This is a genomic window from Arcicella aquatica (genome assembly GCF_034928825.1).
Lineage (GTDB): Bacteria > Bacteroidota > Bacteroidia > Cytophagales > Spirosomataceae > Arcicella > Arcicella aquatica.
In genome coordinates this window covers 1-21,377 of record NZ_JAYFUL010000009.1, presented here as the reverse complement: position 1 = coordinate 21,377, position 21,377 = coordinate 1, and the positions used below count along the sequence as shown (strand labels likewise).

At 35.9% G+C, this 21,377-nt stretch carries 23 protein-coding genes; 6 read left to right on the top strand and 17 right to left on the bottom strand.

The genetic code is table 11. From position 1 onward, the window contains the following. Window positions 1-20 precede the first annotated feature (20 nt). The 3 genes from VB264_RS07735 to sufC all read right to left on the bottom strand — a co-directional run bounded on the left by VB264_RS07735 (window position 21) and on the right by sufC (window position 3,501). Entirely contained in the window at window positions 21-1,253 is a 1,233-nt protein-coding gene (locus tag VB264_RS07735; RefSeq protein WP_323248198.1) for a cysteine desulfurase, read from the bottom strand. 93 nt (window positions 1,254-1,346) lie between these two features. Beyond that, a complete protein-coding gene (gene sufD, locus VB264_RS07730) occupies window positions 1,347-2,663 on the bottom strand; it encodes a Fe-S cluster assembly protein SufD (protein ID WP_323248196.1) in 1,317 nt (438 codons plus the stop codon). A gap of 61 nt (window positions 2,664-2,724) precedes the next feature. After that, window positions 2,725-3,501, bottom strand: coding sequence for a Fe-S cluster assembly ATPase SufC (sufC, locus tag VB264_RS07725; RefSeq protein WP_309920269.1), 777 nt, complete (start codon window positions 3,499-3,501; stop codon window positions 2,725-2,727). A 401-nt stretch (window positions 3,502-3,902) separates the two neighbouring features. On the opposite strand from sufC, the gene VB264_RS07720 reads away from it, so the two are divergent. The 4 genes from VB264_RS07720 (at window position 3,903) to VB264_RS07705 (ending at window position 7,895) form a co-directional block, all read left to right on the top strand. Next, window positions 3,903-5,348 (top strand): arginine deiminase family protein, encoded by a 1,446-nt coding sequence (locus tag VB264_RS07720; protein WP_323248194.1) that lies wholly within the window; start codon window positions 3,903-3,905, stop codon window positions 5,346-5,348. A 12-nt stretch (window positions 5,349-5,360) separates the two neighbouring features. Further along, window positions 5,361-6,290: a citrulline utilization hydrolase CtlX gene (gene ctlX, locus VB264_RS07715; RefSeq protein WP_323248192.1), complete on the top strand. Its 930-nt coding sequence runs from the start codon at window positions 5,361-5,363 to the stop codon at window positions 6,288-6,290. 107 nt (window positions 6,291-6,397) lie between these two features. Next, window positions 6,398-6,724 carry a HesB/IscA family protein gene (locus tag VB264_RS07710; protein ID WP_184131079.1) on the top strand — a complete coding sequence of 109 codons (327 nt, stop codon included), beginning with the start codon at window positions 6,398-6,400 and terminating at the stop codon, window positions 6,722-6,724. Between the two features lie 166 nt (window positions 6,725-6,890). Then, window positions 6,891-7,895: a beta-ketoacyl-ACP synthase III gene (locus VB264_RS07705; RefSeq protein WP_323248190.1), complete on the top strand. Its 1,005-nt coding sequence runs from the start codon at window positions 6,891-6,893 to the stop codon at window positions 7,893-7,895. A 259-nt stretch (window positions 7,896-8,154) separates the two neighbouring features. Here the strand turns inward: VB264_RS07705 and VB264_RS07700 are convergent, their stop codons facing one another. From VB264_RS07700 to VB264_RS07685, 4 genes are all read right to left on the bottom strand, one after another. Further along, window positions 8,155-9,135, bottom strand: a complete 981-nt coding sequence (locus tag VB264_RS07700) for a UDP-glucuronic acid decarboxylase family protein (protein WP_323248188.1) — start codon at window positions 9,133-9,135, stop codon at window positions 8,155-8,157. A gap of 101 nt (window positions 9,136-9,236) precedes the next feature. Next, entirely contained in the window at window positions 9,237-10,550 is a 1,314-nt protein-coding gene (locus VB264_RS07695) for a UDP-glucose dehydrogenase family protein (RefSeq protein WP_323248187.1), read from the bottom strand. 107 nt (window positions 10,551-10,657) lie between these two features. Then, window positions 10,658-12,310, bottom strand: a complete 1,653-nt coding sequence (gene pafA, locus VB264_RS07690) for an alkaline phosphatase PafA (RefSeq protein WP_323248185.1) — start codon at window positions 12,308-12,310, stop codon at window positions 10,658-10,660. A 65-nt stretch (window positions 12,311-12,375) separates the two neighbouring features. Further along, a complete protein-coding gene (locus VB264_RS07685) occupies window positions 12,376-12,726 on the bottom strand; it encodes a type I restriction enzyme HsdR N-terminal domain-containing protein (protein WP_323248183.1) in 351 nt (116 codons plus the stop codon). Window positions 12,727-12,920: 194 nt separating this feature from the next. Between VB264_RS07685 and VB264_RS07680 the strand changes: the two genes are divergently transcribed. After that, window positions 12,921-13,694, top strand: a complete 774-nt coding sequence (locus tag VB264_RS07680) for an AMP nucleosidase (protein ID WP_323248181.1) — start codon at window positions 12,921-12,923, stop codon at window positions 13,692-13,694. Window positions 13,695-13,829: 135 nt separating this feature from the next. Here VB264_RS07680 and VB264_RS07675 read toward each other — a convergent pair whose 3' ends face one another. The 10 genes from VB264_RS07675 to VB264_RS07630 form a co-directional block, all read right to left on the bottom strand. Further along, entirely contained in the window at window positions 13,830-14,843 is a 1,014-nt protein-coding gene (locus VB264_RS07675; protein WP_323248179.1) for a quinone oxidoreductase family protein, read from the bottom strand. A 43-nt stretch (window positions 14,844-14,886) separates the two neighbouring features. Continuing rightward, a complete protein-coding gene (locus tag VB264_RS07670) occupies window positions 14,887-15,675 on the bottom strand; it encodes a PhzF family phenazine biosynthesis protein (protein WP_323248177.1) in 789 nt (262 codons plus the stop codon). Window positions 15,676-15,870: 195 nt separating this feature from the next. Continuing rightward, window positions 15,871-16,092, bottom strand: a complete 222-nt coding sequence (locus tag VB264_RS07665) for a hypothetical protein (RefSeq protein ID WP_323248175.1) — start codon at window positions 16,090-16,092, stop codon at window positions 15,871-15,873. Between the two features lie 16 nt (window positions 16,093-16,108). Then, complete coding sequence (locus tag VB264_RS07660; RefSeq protein ID WP_323248173.1) at window positions 16,109-16,522, bottom strand: DUF1801 domain-containing protein; 414 nt, start codon at window positions 16,520-16,522, stop codon at window positions 16,109-16,111. Window positions 16,523-16,600: 78 nt separating this feature from the next. Beyond that, window positions 16,601-16,963, bottom strand: coding sequence for an iron chaperone (locus VB264_RS07655; RefSeq protein WP_323248171.1), 363 nt, complete (start codon window positions 16,961-16,963; stop codon window positions 16,601-16,603). Between the two features lie 8 nt (window positions 16,964-16,971). After that, complete coding sequence (locus tag VB264_RS07650; RefSeq protein ID WP_323248169.1) at window positions 16,972-17,508, bottom strand: SRPBCC family protein; 537 nt, start codon at window positions 17,506-17,508, stop codon at window positions 16,972-16,974. Between the two features lie 11 nt (window positions 17,509-17,519). Then, entirely contained in the window at window positions 17,520-17,891 is a 372-nt protein-coding gene (locus VB264_RS07645) for a DoxX family protein (protein WP_323248167.1), read from the bottom strand. A gap of 20 nt (window positions 17,892-17,911) precedes the next feature. Next, the gene (locus tag VB264_RS07640) at window positions 17,912-18,322 is read right to left on the bottom strand and encodes a VOC family protein (RefSeq protein WP_323248165.1); all 411 of its coding nucleotides are present in this window, start codon (window positions 18,320-18,322) and stop codon (window positions 17,912-17,914) included. A gap of 80 nt (window positions 18,323-18,402) precedes the next feature. Next, window positions 18,403-19,242: a VOC family protein gene (locus VB264_RS07635; RefSeq protein ID WP_323248163.1), complete on the bottom strand. Its 840-nt coding sequence runs from the start codon at window positions 19,240-19,242 to the stop codon at window positions 18,403-18,405. 11 nt (window positions 19,243-19,253) lie between these two features. Beyond that, window positions 19,254-19,679 (bottom strand): SRPBCC family protein, encoded by a 426-nt coding sequence (locus VB264_RS07630; RefSeq protein ID WP_323248161.1) that lies wholly within the window; start codon window positions 19,677-19,679, stop codon window positions 19,254-19,256. Window positions 19,680-19,801: 122 nt separating this feature from the next. Here VB264_RS07630 and VB264_RS07625 point away from each other — a divergent pair, with 122 nt between their 5' ends. Further along, window positions 19,802-20,779, top strand: coding sequence for a GlxA family transcriptional regulator (locus VB264_RS07625; RefSeq protein WP_323248159.1), 978 nt, complete (start codon window positions 19,802-19,804; stop codon window positions 20,777-20,779). The last annotated feature ends 598 nt before the right edge of the window (window positions 20,780-21,377 follow it).

The following is a 21,377-nucleotide window of genomic DNA, read 5'->3' as shown; positions in this document are numbered from 1 at the left end:
AGCTAATCCTCTTTTACAAACTACAATAACATTTTCTTTACTCGATGAATACCTGCCACTAATCTATCAATCTCCTCTATCGTGTTATAAACCGCAAAAGAGGCTCTTGAAGTTCCAAGTAAATTAAATCTTTGCATCAAAGGCTGTGTACAGTGATGCCCCGTTCTTACGGCTATTCCTTGGTTATCAAGCAATACGCCAATATCTTGGTGATGTATTCCATCAATCACAAAGCTCAATACAGATACTTTTTTCTTGGCTTGACCGATAATTCTCAATCCTTCAATCTCAGATAATTGCTCAGTTGCATAGCTCAACAGCATATCTTCATGTGCAGCGATGTTCTCTCTTCCAAGTGCATCAGCATATTCTAACGCTGTTTTTAGCGCCACTACATCCGCAATGTTAGGCGTACCGGCTTCAAACTTATAAGGCAATTCATTATAAGTGGTTTTTTCGAAGGTAACATCCTTAATCATTTCACCACCCCCCATGTATGGAGGCATAGCATTCAATAATTCTTTTTTGCCATACAAAGCACCCATACCAGTTGGTCCGTATAATTTATGCGCTGAAAACGCATAAAAATCAGCATCCAAATCTTGCACATCTATGTTAAAATGTGAAGTAGCCTGAGCGCCATCAATTAATACTTTAGCACCATATTCGTGGGCTAAAGCAATAATTTCTTTCACAGGATTGATTGTTCCCAATGAATTAGACACATGGTTTACCGCTACTAGTTTTACTTTCTCAGAAAGTAAATTTTCATACGCTTCCATATCCAATTCACCTTGTTCAGTGACAGGAATCACTTTTAGCGTTATTCCTTTTTCTTCACAAAGCATTTGCCAAGGCACAATGTTGGAATGGTGTTCCATGCCCGACACAATAATTTCATCGCCTTCTTTGATAAATTTCCTACCAAAAGTACTTGCTACCAAATTAATTCCTTGGGTAGTACCAGACGTAAAAATAATCTCTTCAGTAGAAGACGCACCCAAAAATTCACGAACGGCTTCTCTCGAAGCTTCAAAGTCACGCGTAGCCCTTTCCGCTAGTGTGTGAATTCCTCTGTGAATATTGGCATTATCAAAATTATAATAATGAGCAATGGCATCAATAACGGCTGTTGGCTTTTGCGTAGTAGCGGCATTATCAAAATAAACCAATTTTTTTCCGTTTATTTCTTGGTCAAGAATAGGGAAATCAGCTCTTATTTTTTGTATATCTAAAATATCGGTCGTTATCATGGTTTCAATGGTGCTTTTTTTGCTTTAGCAAATCATCTTTCCAGCATTTTACCTCAACAAAGGTTATGGTAAAATACTACTCTCCTGCGTATATTATCCCTGATAAATCTTATCAATAATCAATTCCTGTAAGTACTCTTTAATCGCTGGAATTTGCATTTTGTCAATTACTTCCTGAGCAAAAGCCAACATCAATAATGCTCTTGCTGAGTCTTTTGAAATCCCACGTGCTTGCATATAAAACAAAGCATCTTCGTTCAATTGACCAGTAGTAGTACCATGCGAACATTTTACATCATCAGCCCAGATTTCCAATTGTGGCTTCGTGTTCATCGAAGCATTTTCAGACATCAATACGTTTTTGCAAGATTGAAAAGCGTTTGTTTTCTGAGCGTCCTGACGAACAAATATTTTACCATTGAAAACGCCCACTGAATTGTCTTTCAAAATTCCTTTATACAATTCGTGCGATTCTGAATTTGGCTTAGCGTGGTCTACAACAGTATGGTTATCAATATGCTGTTTTTTGTTTGGAATGTATAAGCCAAACATATTTGCTTCTGCATATTCACCATCAATTTTGATATTCAAATTGTTACGTACAAAACCACCATTGGCAGTTACTGTATTGGCAGTAAAAACTGATTTACCAGCTTGAAGTACCGATGTAGTACCAATGTGATAAGCTTTATCAGATTCGTTCTGAACTTTGTAGTAGTGAACGTTTGCTTCTTCTTCTACCACAAATTCAGTTACAGCATTGGTAAACGAAGAATTATCACCCAATGAACGATAAGCTTCTGCAATTTGTACTTGTGAACGTTTGCCTACAACAATCAAATTTCTTGGTTGTGATGCTACATTTACATTACGAGCATCAGCGATGAATCTTAAAATGACAGGTTGTTCTACTACTTTATTAGCAGGAACATGCACAAAAATTCCGTTGTGAGCAAAGGCAGTATTCAATGCCGTGAAAGCATTGCTTGCTGAATCAGAATATTTATTAAAATACTGTTCTACTAATGCAGGCTCTTGTTTAACAGCTTCTGCAAAAGTTAAAATCTGTAATTCTGAGCTTGGACTTACAATTGACGAAAGCTCGGCATTGTAAACACCATTTACAAAGTAAAGTATATTACCTTCAAGATTAGGAATAGAAGAATCCGCTACATCTTGTGCTGAAAAATCAGAAGGAGCATTGAATTCAAATGCTTGATTAATCAAGTTTTTGACATTAGAATACTTCCATTCTTCGTGTTTTATCGTCGGAAAACCCAAGGTTTCAAACGTTTTCAAGGCTTCTTGACGAACTTGATGAACAGGAGATTTTGCTTCTCCATTCATGCGTCCTTCAATGGCCTGAAAGTCTGAAATCAATTGAGCCTTTAATGAATCTTTATTATCCATGTTAATAATTGATATTGATGCAGTATTAGTTGCCTAATACGCAATAAAAATCTCTATTCAATTAAGCGATTGTTTCACCCAATTCTTCAGCATCTACTTCTGCCTTAATCCAGTCGTAACCTCTTTCTTCTAATTCTAAAGCTAATTCTTTAGTACCAGATTTTACGATACGTCCTTTGTATAATACGTGAACAAAATCAGGAACGATATAATCTAACAAACGTTGATAGTGAGTAACTACGATGACAGCATTGTCCGGAGATTTCAATTTGTTTACTCCCTCTGCTACGATACGAAGTGCATCAATATCAAGACCTGAATCTGTTTCATCCAAAATGGCTAATTTAGGTTCTAGTACTGCCATTTGGAAAATCTCATTTTTCTTTTTCTCACCACCAGAAAAACCTTCGTTCAGAGCACGGTTCAACAAAGATTGGTCAATATTTACATAAGCCATTTTCTGTTTGAACATCTTTAAAAACTGTACGGCATCCATTGGTTCTTCACCACGATATTTACGAATCTCGTTAACAGCAGTTTTCAAAAAGTTGGTTGTTGAAACCCCAGGGATTTCAACTGGATATTGGAAAGCCAAGAAAACACCTTCTGCTGCACGTTCTTCAGCTGCTAATTCTAATAAATCTGTTCCGTTAAAATCTACGCTTCCAGCAGTTACTTCGTAATCTTCGCGTCCTGCTAATACTGAAGCCAAAGTACTTTTACCAGAACCGTTTGGTCCCATGATTGCGTGTACTTCACCCGCTTTAACTTCAAGATTAATTCCTCTGAGGATTTGCTTCTCCCCAATTTTCGCCTGTAAATTGTCTATTTTGAGCATTTTATCTATTAATTTCTAAACCTTGATTTATGGGGTACAATTGTTTCGTTAGTTTAATAATTCCCAAATGGAGAAATCAAACACAATTTTCCCAATCATGATACAAAATTAAATATTGTATTTTTTAAATACTACACTTTATTTAGAACAACTCTAAGTAATTGAAAAAAGTTTGCTTATTACTATATTTTTAGCCTTTTATTAAGAATAAAATCTCAAGATGAAGTTTAAAATCAAGATGAACTGTTCAAAACTCATATTATTTTCTAAAAAAATTATTCATTAAAAACAGGGTTTAAATTCAATAGGGTATGTTTTCAAAATTACCTTTCAAAACAGGCTTGACATTGCTAAAAAATTATGAGTACTTGCGAGAAATCAGATTTTATTAATCATTGTTTATGGAAAATCTCATCCAAGTTTCTTCTGAAGTAGGCACACTTAGGCGATTGCTCATACATAGTCCAGATAGCGGTTTAGGGAAAGTAGTGCCTTCAAAAGCACAAGACTGGCTTTTTGAAGACATTGTGCATTTAGATACGATGCGTCGCCAAGAGTATGATTTTTATGTAAAAACCTTGCTCTATTTTCTTGACCCTGATAAAATTAAAGGTAAATTAGCTGCTATTGATGCCGATAAAGACCGTAACTTCTTTAAACCGGACCATCCAGCATATTTCAATTCTGACAAAGTAATAGAACTTCAAAAATTATTATCTGATATTTTAGAGGATGATTTAGTGAGGATGAAGCTAGTAGCTGCTGCCTGTGCGATAGAGAAAGAATGGTATAGTACGCATGATGAGCTTTACAACCTCCCTCCTATCGAATTAGCGAAAACCTTGATTTCAGGTAGTACACCATCTGGAGAAATGCTTTTTCCGCCTATTCCAAATTTTATTTTTACGCGTGATATTGGCATTACCATCAACAATCATATTCTACTGAACCGTCCTAAAAAACAAGCGCGTACTCGCGAGGCATTGTTGGTTCAGTATATCTTTTTCAATCACCCAATTTTTGATACTGTTCGTAAAAATCTGATAGAAATACCTGATAACGAAACGCTTTTCTTATTACCAGAATACGAAGCTAACGAAGCACAAACGACGTTGGAAGGGGGCGATGTAATGATGGTAGCAAAAAATCATTTATTGATTGGCATTTCAGAAAGAACCACCGTAAATGCAGCCAAACAAGTCATTAAGATTCTATTTGAAAAGAAAATAGTAGATAAAATTACGTTGGTAAAGATTCCAAACAAACGTGATTATATGCACATTGATACCGTTTTTACGCAAGTAAAACGTAATATGTGGGTATTGTTGGGTTCGTTGGCTAAACCACAACTACAAGCAGAAGATGAGGTTTTAATTAAAGCAGGCTTGTTACCTTCCAAGAAAGCAGAACAAGTACACATTGTTCAGTTTCGTCGTGGAGAGGCACATGAACCTCGTGAAATAGCTAGCTTAGAGGAATTATTAACCGAAATTTCTATTTATGACCTTGGCGTTCAACCATTAGATGTGAAATTTATTTATTCTGGCAATAATGAATTTCCTTATGGTGCCAGAGAACAATGGACAGACTCTTGTAATTTACTGGCTGTAAAAGAAGGGGTTGTGATTGGGTATGATAGAAACGATAAAACCCTTGAGGCTTTCAGAGAAATGGGGTTTGAAACCATCAAAATGGAAGATTTATTAAATGATTTTGAATCAGGAAAGCGTTCGCCCGAAACGGTTCAAAATACATTTATTATGCTTCCGTCAGCCGAGTTATCCAGAGCAAGGGGTGGCTCGCATTGTATGTCGATGCCCATTTTAAGAAGTGAACTATCATTGTAAATTTATTAAGCCATGCAAAATCAGACTACTGCTCATATTTTAATGATTCGTCCTGTTCGTTTTGGTTTTAATGAACAAACTGCCACATCCAATGCTTTTCAAAACCAAGCTTTTGGCAAAGAAACACAAGCAACTTCACAAGAAATTGCCCTGAAAGAATTTGACGAAATGGTGGCACAGCTCCGCAAAGCTGGTGTAGATATCATCGTTATTGAGGATACTGCAAGCCCACACACGCCTGATTCTATTTTCCCTAATAACTGGATTTCATTTCATAATGATGGAACAGTTATCCTCTATCCAATGCAGGCTGAAAACAGACGTTTAGAACGCAGACAGGATATTATCGATAGCCTTCAAGAGAGATTTTATGTGAATAAAAGAATCGATTTATCTTCTTTTGAAAAGGATAATAAATTCTTGGAAGGAACAGGCTCGATGGTACTCGACCGCAAGAATAAGATTACTTATGCCTGTATTTCGCCTAGAACCAATCAGGATGTATTGTCAGAATTTAGTGCTAAAACGAATTATACAATAGTGTCTTTTGAAGCGGTAGATGGCAATGGAAAGCAGATTTATCATACCAATGTATTGATGTGTGTAGGTGATATGTTTTCTGTGGTGTGTTTAGATGCTATCAAAAATTTAGATGAGCGACTTACTTTACGAAATGCCTTAGAACAACATGGTAAAAGAATCATAGAAATATCATTGGAACAGATGAATAACTTTGCTGGTAATATGCTGGAAATAAGGAGTTTGCAAGGGGACAAAATTTTAGTAATGTCTGATGCAGCTTATTATTCATTAACGCCTAAGCAAATTGCTACGCTTGAAGATTATACCACTATTCACCATTTTGACTTATCGATGATAGAAGGAAATGGCGGAGGGTCTGCTCGTTGTATGATGGCAGAAGTACATTTACCTGTGAAATAAATTATATTTTATCCCAAAATTGGATTCAATACAGCGTACTTTCTATGAACTTTCCGATTAACTTTGCCGTTATAAAGATTAAAATAGGAAATAATTTTCATAAAGATATGGTAACCATCACAGAAATAGCAGCTAACAAAATCATAGAATTGCGTCAGAAAGAAGGACTTACGAGCGACTTTAACGTTAGAGTAGCTGTGGAAGGCGGAGGATGTTCTGGATTAATGTATAATCTTGATTTTGCTTCTCAACCGCAAACTACTGATATGGTGTTTGAAGATAAAGGTGTAAAAATCATGGTTGATAAAAAATCAATTTTATACTTAGCAGGTACAGAGCTTGACTTTTCAGACGGCTTGAACGGTAAAGGTTTTCAATTCAAAAACCCGAATGCTACCCGTACTTGCGGATGTGGCGAAAGTTTTTCAGTTTAATTATTGTTTAGACTTTTATAACAGAGTGTCATTTAAGCAAAACTTAGGTGACACTTTTTTATTGGGCATCATATTTGCTTTTATTAAAACATCAATTCATTTTCCGGAAATAATCTAATATTTTCACGAAAATTCATAATTTTGTTTTGTATTTAAAAATTTCTTTATGCTTTACTCAAGAATCGTAGGTATCGGACATTACGTACCTGAAAATATTATCAGCAATCAATATTTAGAAACTTTAATGGACACCTCCGACGCTTGGATTACCGAACGTACTGGTATTAAAGAACGTAGATATTTTACAGCTGGCAAAGATACCAATGCTTCAATGGCCACCGAAGCAGCCAAAATCGCGATAGAACGCGCTGGAATTACACCAGAAGATATTGACTTTATTGTGTATGCTACCATCACACCCGATTATTATTTCCCAGGTCCTGGGTTTGTGATGCAAAGAGAATTAGGCATACAAGGTGTAGGGGTATTAGACATCCGCGACCAATGTTCGGGGTTCATTTATGCATTATCAACTGCTGATCAATTCATTCGCTCAGGAATGTATAAAAACATCTTGGTGATTGGTGCTGAGGTGCAATCTACTTTCTTGAACCCAACTAACGAAGGTAGAGGGGTGGCAGTAATTTTTGGAGATGGAGCGGGTGCGGTAGTATTACAAGCAACTCAAGATGAAAACCATAGAATACTTTCAACGCATTTGCACGCAGATGGCAGATATGCTGAGGATTTATATGTAAAAGAACCTAGTAGTAGTAGCAGTGGGGGCAGATTCTTTGATAATCTAGTGAAAGACAAAAACTCTGGTGATGTTATCATGAACGGTAATGCTGTTTTCAAGCATGCTATTGTGCGTTTTCCAGAAGTAATACGCGAGGCCTTAGATAAAAATGGACTTCAACCAGACCAGATAGATTTATTAGTACCGCATCAGGCTAATTTAAGAATTTCGGAATATGTTCGCCAACAAATGGGACTTTCGGAAGATAAAGTAATGAACAATATTCAAAAGTATGGCAATACTACCGCCGCTTCTATTCCAATAGCCCTTTGCGAAGCATGGGAAACTGGGCGAGTAAAGGATGGAGATTTAATTTGTCTGGCTGCTTTTGGAAGTGGCTTTACGTGGGGGTCAGCTTTGATTAGATGGTAATAAACATGAGTCATCCCAAATTTTTCCTAAAATTGTGTGTTTTGGAGACAATTTGTGAGGTTTTCTACTTAATTATCGTCTAGTCCTTACTTTTCTTTCCTTGATGAAAGAAAAGTAACAAAAGAAAATCAAGAATTCCTAAACTCGCTCCGCTCAAACAGTAGGAATTCGTTGCCCATCAATCATAAAAAAGCGGTCTAAAAACTAATTTAGACCGCTTTTTTATGATTTTAAAATTCGGGATGACTCATGTTTATGTTTATTTCTTTTCAAACTCTCTATGATTTGCCATTTTGAATAAATCCTCTTTCGATAAAGATTTGAAATATTCATAGGTAATCTTCAAGCCTTCTGAACGACTCACTTTCGGTTCCCAACCTAAAATAGCCTTTGCTTTGGTAATATCTGGTTTACGTTGCTTAGGGTCGTCTGTTGGTAATGGTAATGAGATTAACTTTTGCTCTGTTCCTGTTAATTTGATAATTTCTTCTCCGAATTCTTTGATAGTGATTTCATCTGGATTACCAATATTTACTGGTTGTGCATAATCACTCAATAACAAACGATAGATACCTTCAACCAAGTCATCTACATAACAGAATGCTCTTGTCTGTGAACCATCTCCAAACATCGTTAAATCTTCGCCTCTTAAAGCTTGACCGATGAATGCAGGCAATACACGTCCATCATTCAGTCTCATTCTTGGGCCATAAGTATTAAAGATTCTAACAATTCTTGTCTCTAAACCGTGGAAAGTATGATATGCCATCGTCATTGCTTCTTGGAAACGTTTCGCTTCGTCATAAACACCACGAGGGCCAACTGGATTTACATTTCCCCAATACTCTTCTGGTTGTGGGTGAACCGTTGGGTCTCCATAAACTTCTGAAGTTGAAGCAATCAATACTCTTGCATTCTTTACTCTGGCTAATCCTAAACAATTATGAATACCTAATGAACCTACCTTTAGGGTTTGAATTGGAATTTTCAAATAGTCAATCGGAGAGGCTGGTGAGGCAAAGTGAAGGATATAATCTAATTCACCCGGAACGTGGATAAATTTAGAAACATCATGGTGATAAAATTCAAAATTCGGCAATTTGAATAAGTGTTCGATATTCTTCAAATCACCTGTAATCAAATTATCCATCGCTATTACATGGAATCCTTCTTTGATAAATCTATCACAAAGGTGTGAACCCAAAAAGCCTGCTCCTCCTGTTATTAATACTCGTTTCATGTTTTTATATAGTTAGTGATTTGTGAATTAGTGATTGAGTGATTTTTTAAAAACTAATGCTTTGTATAAAAATCACTCAATCACAACTCACTCAATCACAATTATTTGACTGTATCTCTACCAATTGAATAATAAGTATATCCTAATTCTTTCATTTGGTCTAATTCATATAAATTACGACCATCGAAGATTACTTTATTCTTCAACAACACTTCCATTATCTCAAATTCTGGTGTACGGAACTGTGGCCATTCTGTCATAATCAATAACGCATCCACATCTTTGATAGCTTCATAAGGACCTTTTGTATAAGTAATCGTATCACCAATTACTCCCTTCACGTTCTCCATTGCTTCTGGGTCAAAGGCTTTGATGATAGCTCCTTCTGCTAACAATTCTTCGATGTTGTACAAAGCTGGCGCTTCACGAATATCATCAGTATATGGTTTAAAGGCTAAGCCCCACATCCCAAATACTTTCCCTTTCAAATCTCCACCAAAATGTGCTTTGATATGCGGTATTAATCTCGTCTTTTGGTCTTCATTTACAGTCATTACGGCTTTCAATATTTGAAAGTCATAACCAGAGTCTTTTGAAGTTTTCTCTAAAGCCTGAACGTCTTTAGGAAAACAGCTTCCGCCGTAACCAATTCCTGCGAATAAGAAACGCTTACCAATTCTTGAATCAGTACCAATTCCTCTACGAATATCATCTACGTTTGCTCCTACCTTTTCGCATAGGTTAGCAATTTCGTTCATAAACGTAATCTTAGTTGCCAAGAATGCATTGGCTGCATATTTAGTCATTTCTGCTGAACGTTCGTCCATGAAAATAACAGGGTTACCTTGACGTACTAATGGAGCATATAATTTTGTCATTACTCCTTTAGCCTTTTCTGAACTCGTTCCGATTACCACACGGTCAGGTTTCATAAAGTCTTCTACAGCAACTCCTTCTCGTAAGAATTCTGGATTTGATACTACATCAAACAAATCTGTTGAAGCATTTTTAGCAATAGCAGCATGTACTTTCTCTGCTGTTCCTACTGGTACTGTACTTTTATCAATTACTACTACGTATTGATCTAAAATAGGACCTAAATCATTAGCAACCTTTAAAATATACTTTAAATCAGCTGAACCATCTTCACCTGGAGGTGTTGGTAATGCTAAGAAAATCACTTTAGCATCCTTGATTCCTTCGGCTAAATCTGTCGTGAATTTCAAACGCCCTTCTGCTGTATTTCTATTAAATAAAACATCAAGACCTGGCTCATAAATAGGAATGATGCCATTTTTCATCTTTTCAACTTTCTTTGCATCGATGTCTACGCAAACTACCTGATTTCCTGTCTCTGCAAAACAAGTACCTGTTACTAAGCCTACATATCCAGTTCCGACTACTGCTATCTTCATACGTTTTTGTATTTTTTATTTAGATTGGTAATTTAGTTTATTTTAATCAAATTCTACAAAATTAAACTAACTAAAAGTATGCCATTTTGTTATTTCAAAAACCTTTCTTATTGTTTTACCCCTAAAATTACTCCTCCAACACTGCCATTAGGCTCAAGGATACTTAATATATCTGCAACGGTTGGTGCAATATCAGAGATATTAGTTCTTGTGGTGGTTTCTCCAGCTTTCACGCCCCAACCAAAAAATAATAATGGTACGTGCGTATCGTATCTATATTGTGTACCATGCGTTGTCCCAGTTTTATACCCACTAAACCAACTTGGGTTTAACACCACTGAAATATCACCACTACGTTTAGTATTGTAGCCATTTTTGAGAAATTTCAACTGATAATCTGGTAAAGTGCTATTCCCGATATTATGAAAGTCAACAACGTCGGCTACTTCGTCATGTTTCAACAAAGTTTCTCTTACTACCTCATATACTTGTGAAAATGACAATTTCTTTTCACTTAACAAAGCATAATTCAAATATAATTGAGAATTTTCCTCTGCTTTTATAAAATCGCCTTCGCCAAAAGCTGCTTTCAACGCCGCTTTTATTTCAGCAGTTGCTTTTGAACGTTCGTATATCCCCGCAGGTAATTTATTCGCTTGCCAGAGCCCTGGAATATCCGCTACGCCATGATCTGCACTTAAAAATACTAAATAATTGTTCTTACCAAGTGTTTTATCTAAAGTCGTTAAGATTTCAGCAATATCCTTGTCTAATCTCAAATAAGTATCTTCTGCTTCTATTGAGTTGGGGCCGAATGAATGCCCTACATAATCTGTTGATGAAAAACTAACTGTTAAAAAGTCGGTTTTAGCACCTTTCCCTAGATTCTCATTTGCTAAAGCTGCCAAAGCAAAATCTTTCGTCAGGGTATTTCCAAAAGGCGTTGTTCTTAGTACTTCTAGTAAATTTACGCCTGCTCTACCTACTAATTCATGCGGAAAAACTGGACTAGTTTCACCCGCCAATTTACTTTCAAAGGGTTGATTATCCACAGAACTCTCCGTATATTGCTCAATTGGCAAAAGAGTTTTCCAGCCCTCAGCCATGTATTTTAATGGCATTTTTTTAGCATTAAAATCTTTCGCCCATTGTGGTAAATCGTTCATATAGAAGGTAGAGGTAATCCAAGAACCATCTTTAGAATCAAACCAATAAGCACCATTCGCTGTATGCCCTGCTGGTAAAATCGCCCCTCTGTCTTTCAATGAAATACCTATCGTTTTTGATTGATATGCATTGGCAATTTTCAATTGATCTGTAATGGTTGAAACTAATAAGTTTTTAGGAGACATCAATCCTGCTTTAGAATCTGCCCCTACAGTTTTTACTGTTGAATCCTCCACACAATATACTGAACGATTATATTTTTGGTCATACCATTCATTACCTACGATACCATCAACGGCTGGAACAGAACCTGTAAAAATAGCTGCATGACCTGCCGCTGTAACCGTTGGAGCATAGTCGTAGTGGTTGTTTCGACAGTTAAACCCTTCATTCATTAGTCTTTTGAAACCACCCGCACTATATTTATCATAATAGCGATATAAGTAGTCATAACGCATCTGGTCTACCACAATACCTACTACTAATTTGGGTTTTGCTAAAGTTGCTGACGTTGTTTGAGTTTTTGGTTTCTGAGCAAAAGAAGCTGTCAGAGCGAAGAAAAGTACAATGGACAAGATATTTTTTGATGCCATGATGAAGGTTTTTTTCACAAAGGTAGTGATGTGAATGATGAATGAAATTATAGAAACATGAAATTTTAGACAAATAAGGGTAAATCTTTTAGAAACTCAAGATTCATATTTTCCCAATCTGTTTTACAACAATGATATACCATACCATTAGTAATTGTCAGGAATTCTGCTTTTAATACTTGGTTATACTCCGCTACCTGACTAAAAACCTGTTGACTAAGTGGAATATAGGGAGCCTTACACTCGATAATCATCTTTAATTTACCGTCTCTGTCAAACACTTGGATATCTGTTCGTTTGAGTAGCGTATTATATTTTAAAGAACTTTCTAATTTGATTAAACTTTTAGGATACTGATAATGGTTGATTAAGAAATGAACGAAGTGCTGTCGAACCCATTCTTCGGGTGTTAGCATAATATATTTGCGTCTGAGGATATCATATATATAGATTTTTTCATCAACTTTCCTTAATTTGTAATCGTATGATGGGATGTTTAGATTTTCCAAGATTGTGGATTGAGTTTTTATTTAAAAAAATTAAGGATAATACAATGCTACAAATAAATTGACTAACCGCTCATTTTTAATCACAAATTAAAACCAAATTTATGAAAACAAAACAAGAAATAGTAGAAAATTGGCTTCCTCGGTATACAGGAATGAAACTGGATGAATTTGGTCAGTATATTTTACTGACTAATTTTAGTAACTATGTGACGATGTTTTCGGAGCAATTCTCTGTGGAAATCAGAGGAAAAGATAGACCAATGTTAACTGCTACTGCAAACAACATTACAATTATCAATTTTGGAATGGGTTCACCGATGGCGGCTACCGTGATGGATTTACTATCAGCTATTGAGCCTAAAGCCGTTTTGTTTTTAGGGAAATGTGGCGGTTTAAAGAAAAACCTTGGCTTAGGAGATTTGATTTTACCGATTGCTGCCGTACGCGGAGAGGGAACCTCTGACGAATATATGCCTAAAGAAGTACCCGCTTTACCATCTTTCCGTTTGCAACGTTCAGTTTCATCCATGATTAAAAAACATGAATTAGATTACTGGACAGGCTTGGTATATACTACCAACAGACGCGTATGGGAACACGATGAGGCTTTCAAACAGTACCTGACAGATATTCGTGCCATGGCAATTGATATGGAAACCGCGACTATTTTTACGGCTGGTTTTGCCAACAAAATTCCTCATGGAGCATTATTATTAGTTTCGGATAACCCAATGACGCCAGAAGGTGTAAAAACGGAAGAAAGCGATAAAAAAGTAACTACCAATTTTGTAGAAAAACACTTACAAATTGGCATAGATTCTTTGGTAGAATTAGCAGTCTCTGGCGAATCAGTAAAACATTTAAGGTTTGAGTAAAGGTTAGAGTTTTTGCTGTTGATACAGGAAAATTACCTCCACAAGCGTTTAAAACGCTTGCGGAGATTCTTGACTCAAATCACCTAAATTTGACAACCTCTTTAATATGCTTTTTATTGTTGCTGATTGAGTATTCTAATCATTAATCATTACTAATTTCTTTCCTCTGGTTTCATTCCTCTCCATCATCAGATGCGCTTTTTGAACAGTTTCTACACTCAAATTGCCTATGATATTAATATCTATGGGTGAAATAATGCTATCGTTTATTTTATTAAAAATTTCATTTAATGCGCTACCATAAAATGCCGTATCATTGCTATTTCCTGTTAAGCTATACGCAAAATTAGCAACATTAATGATGATGGTGGCTTTGTCAAATAATGTTTCTCTGGCCTGTTCAGTAGCCAAAAATGTTACATCAACGTATACTCCATGAACTTGCAAAAGATTGGCACATACTTCTGACATTTTGCCTCCTACTAAATCAATACAATACTCAAATTTACCATTAGTGCACTTTGATTGTATCTTTTCAAAAAAGTCTGGTTCATGATAATTGATAATATTATCAGGGTTCAATCCCAATGAAATTAATTGGTTTTTACTATCTTCATTACCTGCGGTTGTAATCAATTCGTTATTCCCATTTACTAAAAGAAGTTTTATCAATAGCGTACCTACTCCACCCGCACCCCCACTGATGAAAACAGGTTTTTCTTTGGGAATATTTGCTCGTTGAAAACATTGCATGGCTGTCATACTTACCATTGGCAGGGCAGTTGCTTGAGCAAATGACAATGAAGTGGGAGTTTTAGCAACTAGTTGCTGAGGAATACTGATAAACTCGGCATAAGTACCATTTGAAGCTAAACTGCCAACATAAGCAGTTACACGATCCCCAATAGTAAATCCAGTGACTTGCTCGCCTATTTGGCTAACAATTCCTGATAATTCACGACCAAGAATAGGAGATTTCAGTAATTTACTTTCAGTAGCCCCTTGACGCATCTGATAATCAATTGGATTAAATGCTGTAGCCTTAATCTTTACTAGAATATCATTTGGAGTAACTATTGGTGTATCAACTTCAGCCAATTCAAAATTATCAATACTCCCAAAATCTTTTAAAACAATTGCTTTCATCATGTAAGACCAATATTTTCAGTATAATAAATTTTTATCCGCCCTATTATTCAATCCAACATACTCCTATTGAATAGGTTTTTGCTTTGCCACTAATCAATACTCTATCACCTTTATCTTCGCAATACAAGGTGCCTTGTCTTTCAGAAAGCTGTAGTGCTTTCATCTCTTTTTTATTAAGTTGCTCGCTCCAATAGGGTATTAATGAACAATGTGCTGACCCTGTAACTGGGTCTTCTAAAATAGAAGATTGCGATGTAAAATATCTTGATACAAAATCGGCATTAGTGCCTTTAGCCGTAACAATTACCCCACCAGGGTCTAGGTTAATCGTATCAAAAATTTGCCTATCAATCACCATATCTTTGATTGATTGTTCTGATTCATACACCAATATGTAGTCTCTTGCTTTTAACACATACAAAGGCTGAATGCTGATGGATTGTTGAATAATGTCAGGTAATACAGCGGGTACGGGCTTTCTGGACGGAAAATCTAAGGTGTAAATATCATCATGGCTTGTAACAATTAACTCACCACTTAGTGTATCAAAGACAATGTTTTCATTAGGATAGTTCAGTATTGTTTTCAAAACATGAGCAGTGGCTAAAGTAGCATGTCCGCATAAATCCATTTCAATTTCGGGCGTAAACCAACGTAGATGAATCCTATCTCCCATACTGATAAAAAAAGCTGTTTCTGCTACGGCATTCTCTTTCGCTATTTGCAAAAGTGTCTCGTCGCTTAACCAATTATTTAGAGGAACAACACAAGCAGGATTTCCACCAAAGATATGATCTGTAAAGGCATCTATTTGATATAATTCAAGTTTCATTTTGCAGTTAATTTAATAAATTGTGATTTGTGATTGAGTGAATTAGTGATTTTAATCTAGCGCATTAATTTAAAAAATCACTCAATCACTAATTCACTCAATCAGTCAATCACTCTTCACCTATTCATTTAACAAAAAAAGCTATTACTCAATTAATATGAGTAACAGCTCAGAGGTAATCATCGTTCATAAAGTTTATTCAATACGCTCGCAGTGATGCCCCATATTGCTTAATATCTCTATGATGTTGGTTGAACAAAAACTATGTCCTTGAATCCTTAAAATCTTGTCACAATCGTCAAGGTCAAAATTCATTTTCAGATGAGGAAATGATATTTTCAATAAGTTTAATATCTCCTCTGATGCTCGCTGATTGCTCACACTGGTTTTGAATATTTCTATTGAAACGTAGGTCATCCTTAATAAAAGTTTATTAATCAATTTGGTTTAGCCACGCTTTTATTACTGTTTTCAAAGCGTTTTCTTTTGTTTTCACTTCCTCTATTGTTGTGAATTTAGCAATTTTCCTAGTATCAGCAAACTTTCCTTCCAGCAATCCTGATGAGTCATTAATCGTTGAACCCGTTGGAAATACTAATAATACGCTATCATTTTTATGCAGGTTAAACACCACGATATCTCTTTTATATTCCTTAGGGTCAAACGGTTGCATTTTCCCAGAATAATAAAAGCTTGGTGAGTTCCATTTTATTTGTTCAGCAATTTCCTTGTCAGTCGACAAAACGATTGTTCTCAATCGTTGAACAACTTCTTTTAAAGGATGCTCAAGTGCCTCAAAATATGCTATTACTAGTTCAGCCTCTGAAAGCTTAGTTTTTTTTGCCATCGTCTTGCTTAAAGTTTAGTCCTTGTTTACGTAAGGCATTTCGTAATAGATTGTGTTGTCTATGACAAACCTGTAAGCTCATTTCTTAGCCGCTTTTTCCAGATTCTCTTGTACTCTGAACTGAACGATTTTAGTAATCAAGTCATTAGGCAAAGGTTGGTCAAGTGGAAACTGCACTGCTCCTTTTGAGCTTTTATAACCAGCAATTTCTTCTTGAAAATTGCGAATGCCAGAGGATGCTGGATAAAACCCTATGTGATTTTTATAACCTGCAAAATGCACTACGTTTCCTTTTAAATAAAAAGTAGGCATGGCATAACTAATTTTTTCTGTCGCCTCAGGAGCAGCCATGCTGATTGTTTGTCGGATTTCCCTCAAAAGTACTTGGGTTTCTTCAGGGAAATCCGCAATGTATTCATCAATGTTGTTTACGGCTTTCATGGATGATTTTATTTACTTTCAAGAATCCTTTTTAAGTTACCAAGACTTATGTCAATATCTTTCTCTAGGTTCTTTTCGATACCTATTAATAAAAAAATATTCATAGGATATTTCATTCCGCTACTCGCTCCCCATGTTACTCTTGTTTCATTAGCAGTAATAGCTTCTGTGACGAAGGGCGTATTAGCAGTAGCTTCAAATGGCTTCTTAAAGCGTACTTCTATATCCAAACTTTTGTTTTCCTCAATACCCGTTATTTCCTGTTCACCCATGCCAGCTTTTTTATTGCCTTCCCAAGCATAAATAAAACCCAAGGTTCCATCTGTGCCTATAAAAGTTTTTTTCATATTAGGGTCTGTCATTACCCATTTACTAAAATAGTCTTGGTTTTTGATATGCCTTAAGTAATAAAATACTTCGTCGACGGGTCTATTAATAACAATGGATCTACTTATTGCATAACCCTTTTTAGTGAATAAGCCTATAATCAACACTAAAGCGATGAATCCAAAAATGATATACAGAATAATAAACAATATGCTCATGGGGCTATCTATTAAAGTTGTGGACTTTGTAATTTATGGTAGCTGAAATATGACACTAATAATACAGCTAATACTACGACTGGCATCAAAAGCATGGCACTAAAGCCATCAACAGCCCATAAGCTAATAGTAGCAAAAATAATGTCGAATACAAATCCTGCATAAGCCCATTCTTTAAGTATCTTAGGAACCTGAGGGATAACTAATGCCAACGAACCCACTATTTTAAAGATATTCAAGGCCACTCCGAAGTATTGTGGATACCCTAAATGCTTTATGCTTTCTTTTGCCATTTCAGTGTGGCCAGTCAAAGCAGGCATCACACCAAAAAACAAGAATATTACTGCTGTACTAATCCAAAAGGTAATTTTTGTGCTTTTCATAATAATAGTATGTTTAATTGTTAGTTCTTTCTGTAATGTAATAACCATTGATTACCAAACTTATCGGTTAAATCCCCAAATAATGTCCCCCAAAAACTTTGGGCGATGGGGTAAGTTTGTGCGCCTCCAAGAGAGAGCTTTTGATAACATTCCTTCATTTCTGTTTCACTATCACAATGCAACATTAAGGAGACAGCATTGCCTTTTTTTAATCCTTCTTCACCCAACATATCAGACCCCATAATAACTAATCCATTTCTGGTAAGCGTGCCATGCAGAATACAGGCCTTCATGCGATCGGGCATTTTTTCAGCGTTGGGGTGTTCTCCTAATGTTTGAAAAAAAAGTTCTCCACCCAAACATCGCTGATAAAAAGTCATTGCTTCCCTACAATTACCGTTAAAACTTAAATAAACACTAATCGTTGACATTTAAGATACTTCATTTAAAAAATGGAAGGTGTGCTAATATAATAACAAACAGCTCAAAACACAACATAATCACCTACATATCAAGCATTTAATAACACATCAATATCAAGTTTTCGCATTTTGAACACTTCTTGCATTACTCTTTGTCCTTTTTCGGGGTCACTCACCAATTTCCCAATCATTGAAGGCACTACTTGCCACGACACCCCGAACTGGTCTTTCAACCAACCACACATGCTTTCTTCTCCTCCTTTAGTAAGGTTATTCCAATAGTAATCAATTTCACTTTGTGTATCACAGTTAATTACCAAGGATACGCCTTCATTAAAGGCATATTGATGATCGCCCGGACCATCCATCGCAATCATCGGGCTTTTCCCGATGGTAAACTCCGAATACAATACTTTTCCTGCATTCGCATCTTCCTGTCCATAAGGCAAGAGTAGGTCAATCGTGCTACCTTCAAAAACTGATGTATAAAACTTAATAGCTTCTTCGGCTTTACCAAATTGTTTATTCGTAAATAAAAACGATGGTCTTATTATTTGCTCAGTTTGTCCTTCATTACCTATACTCACTTGCCATGTTACGCCAAATTGGTCTTGCAACCAGCCATATCGTTTACTCCAAGGATAAGTATCAATAGGCATCAAGGCTTTGCCTCCTTCTATCAATTTATTCCATACTTCGTCTACTTCTTCGATAGTCGTACAAGTTACAAAAAATGAAATAGAAGGGTTAATCTTAAACATTGGTCCACCATTCAATCCCATGAATTTTGTTCCATTCAATTCAAAAGTTACCACCATCGGATTTTCAGCCGTGATTTTGCTACTTTTAAAAATTGAACTATAAAAGGTAGCAGCAGATTTAGCTTGTCCGTCAAACCATAAGCATGAAATAAGAGCGTCTGTGTACATTATTTTGCTAGTTAGTTTTGTTCAACATACTTTTTAAAATTATCAAGAATAGCTTGCCATCCACCTTTTTGCATTTCTACAGGATTTTCACTTTCAGGGTCAAACGTTTCTGTTACCTTTATACCATCTGCTGTTTCTTCAAATTGTATACTTACTTCTCTGCCATCTCCCAAGGCATATTCTACCGTTTCCAAATCTTTGATTTTTGTATAAATCCATTCAAAATCAAAAGAAAAGCTACCATCTTTTGCAGCCATTACGGTTTTGCTTTTCCCTCCTTCTCTAAAATCACTTTCAGCAGCTGGCGCATGCCAATCATCTGAAGCAAAACACCAATTGATTACGTGCTTGGGGTCATTAAATGCCGTCCACACTTTTTCTAATGGAGCATTTACGGTAACTTCTACGGTGATTTTTGCTTTTGTTGTACTTTCCATGTTACTAGGTTTTTATGTGAAATATTGATGACACAAATGTGCAAAAGCTTTTTCTAAATTAACTATACAAAAACGACAAATGAAGGGTAATTTACGACAAACTATTTTTCTATATTTGTGTTATGAAAAAAGTCGCCATTTTAGTTCCTGATCATGCTGCTATTCATGTGATAGCTATCTCACGCTTTATGTTTGAAACTGTAAATCAGTTTCTTATCGGTTCGGGCAAAGACAAACTGTTTGACGTTAAGCTAGTAGGACAACGCAAACAAATGAAATTAATTGATGGGCCTTTTATGGTTGATCCTGACTTGCTCATGAAAGATGTCAGTGAGACAGACTTAATCATTATTCCTCCAATGGCAGGGAGTATGCACGAGGGTATTTCGGCCAATAAAAACACGATAAATTGGATTATCTCACAACATCAAAAAGGCTCGGAGGTAGCCTCGCTTTGTGTGGGTGCTTTTTTATTAGCTGCTACGGGCTTGGTCGATGGTAAAAAGTGTTCTACGCATTGGGGCTTTACAGAGGAATTTAGAAATATGTTTCCGTCAGTCATTTTGCAAGATGGCAAAATTGTGACGGACGAAGACGGTATTTATTCAAGCGGAGGTGCAAATTCTTGCTGGAATTTATTGCTGTATCTTATTGAAAAATATACTGACCGTGAAACAGCTATCCTTACCTCAAAGTTTTTTGCGATAGATATAGACCGTACGAGTCAATCATCCTTTGCGATGTTCAAAGGACAAAAAGGACATAATGATGATGCTATCAGAACAGTGCAAGAGTATATCGAACAGAATATTGAAGAAAAACTTACGGTAGAAGAATTAGCGGAGAAAGTATCCATGGGAAGAAGAAGCTTTGAACGAAGGTTTAAATTGGCTACTAATAATTCTGTACTGGAATATATCCAAAGGGTTAAGATTGAGGCTGCCAAAAGAAGCATAGAAAGTAGCCGTAAAAATATTAATGAAGTAATGTTTGATGTTGGTTATACTGATACAAAAGCTTTTAGAACTACCTTTAAAAAAATAACAGGCCTTAGTCCTGTTGAATACAAGAATAAATACAATAAAATTGGGGTAGAGTAAAACCTGTAACAGAGAAGTAATGAATACATTCATTAAAATAGTGCCAAATGCTACTATACTTTTATGAATTTCAACAGCCAAACGGTTTTATCGATACTAAAGGAATAGAAGCAAATGTAATTTGACGTATAATGACTTCAAGCTTTTTATAAGTTATACGTTAGCGAAGTAAAGCAACATTATAATGGAAATACTACACAATTTCCATTAGTAGCTCAACAGTTTGATACTATTTATACAGGTTCCATTAGCAATCCTACGTTTAGAGATATTTATGCGCCTGTAGATGGATTTGTAATCAATGGAGGATTAAAAATAAGATTCTAACTTTTCTATTAGCCCGTGACTTAAGTCCTATTGATTACCCACATCTTTTAAAAAGTTGAAATGGAAATGTTATTATTGATTAAATTAGCTTAAATATACATAAATAGTCTTTAAAACCAAGCGTTGAAACCCTCATCTCTAGCGAGGGACTTAAGTCCTACTGATTACCCATAAGTATTGATGTTATATATTTCTTTAATAGTTTGAAATTTTTGGAATCCTCTCCACAGTGTAACACATCCCAAGGGTCTGTTTTTCTGTAAAAGACTTC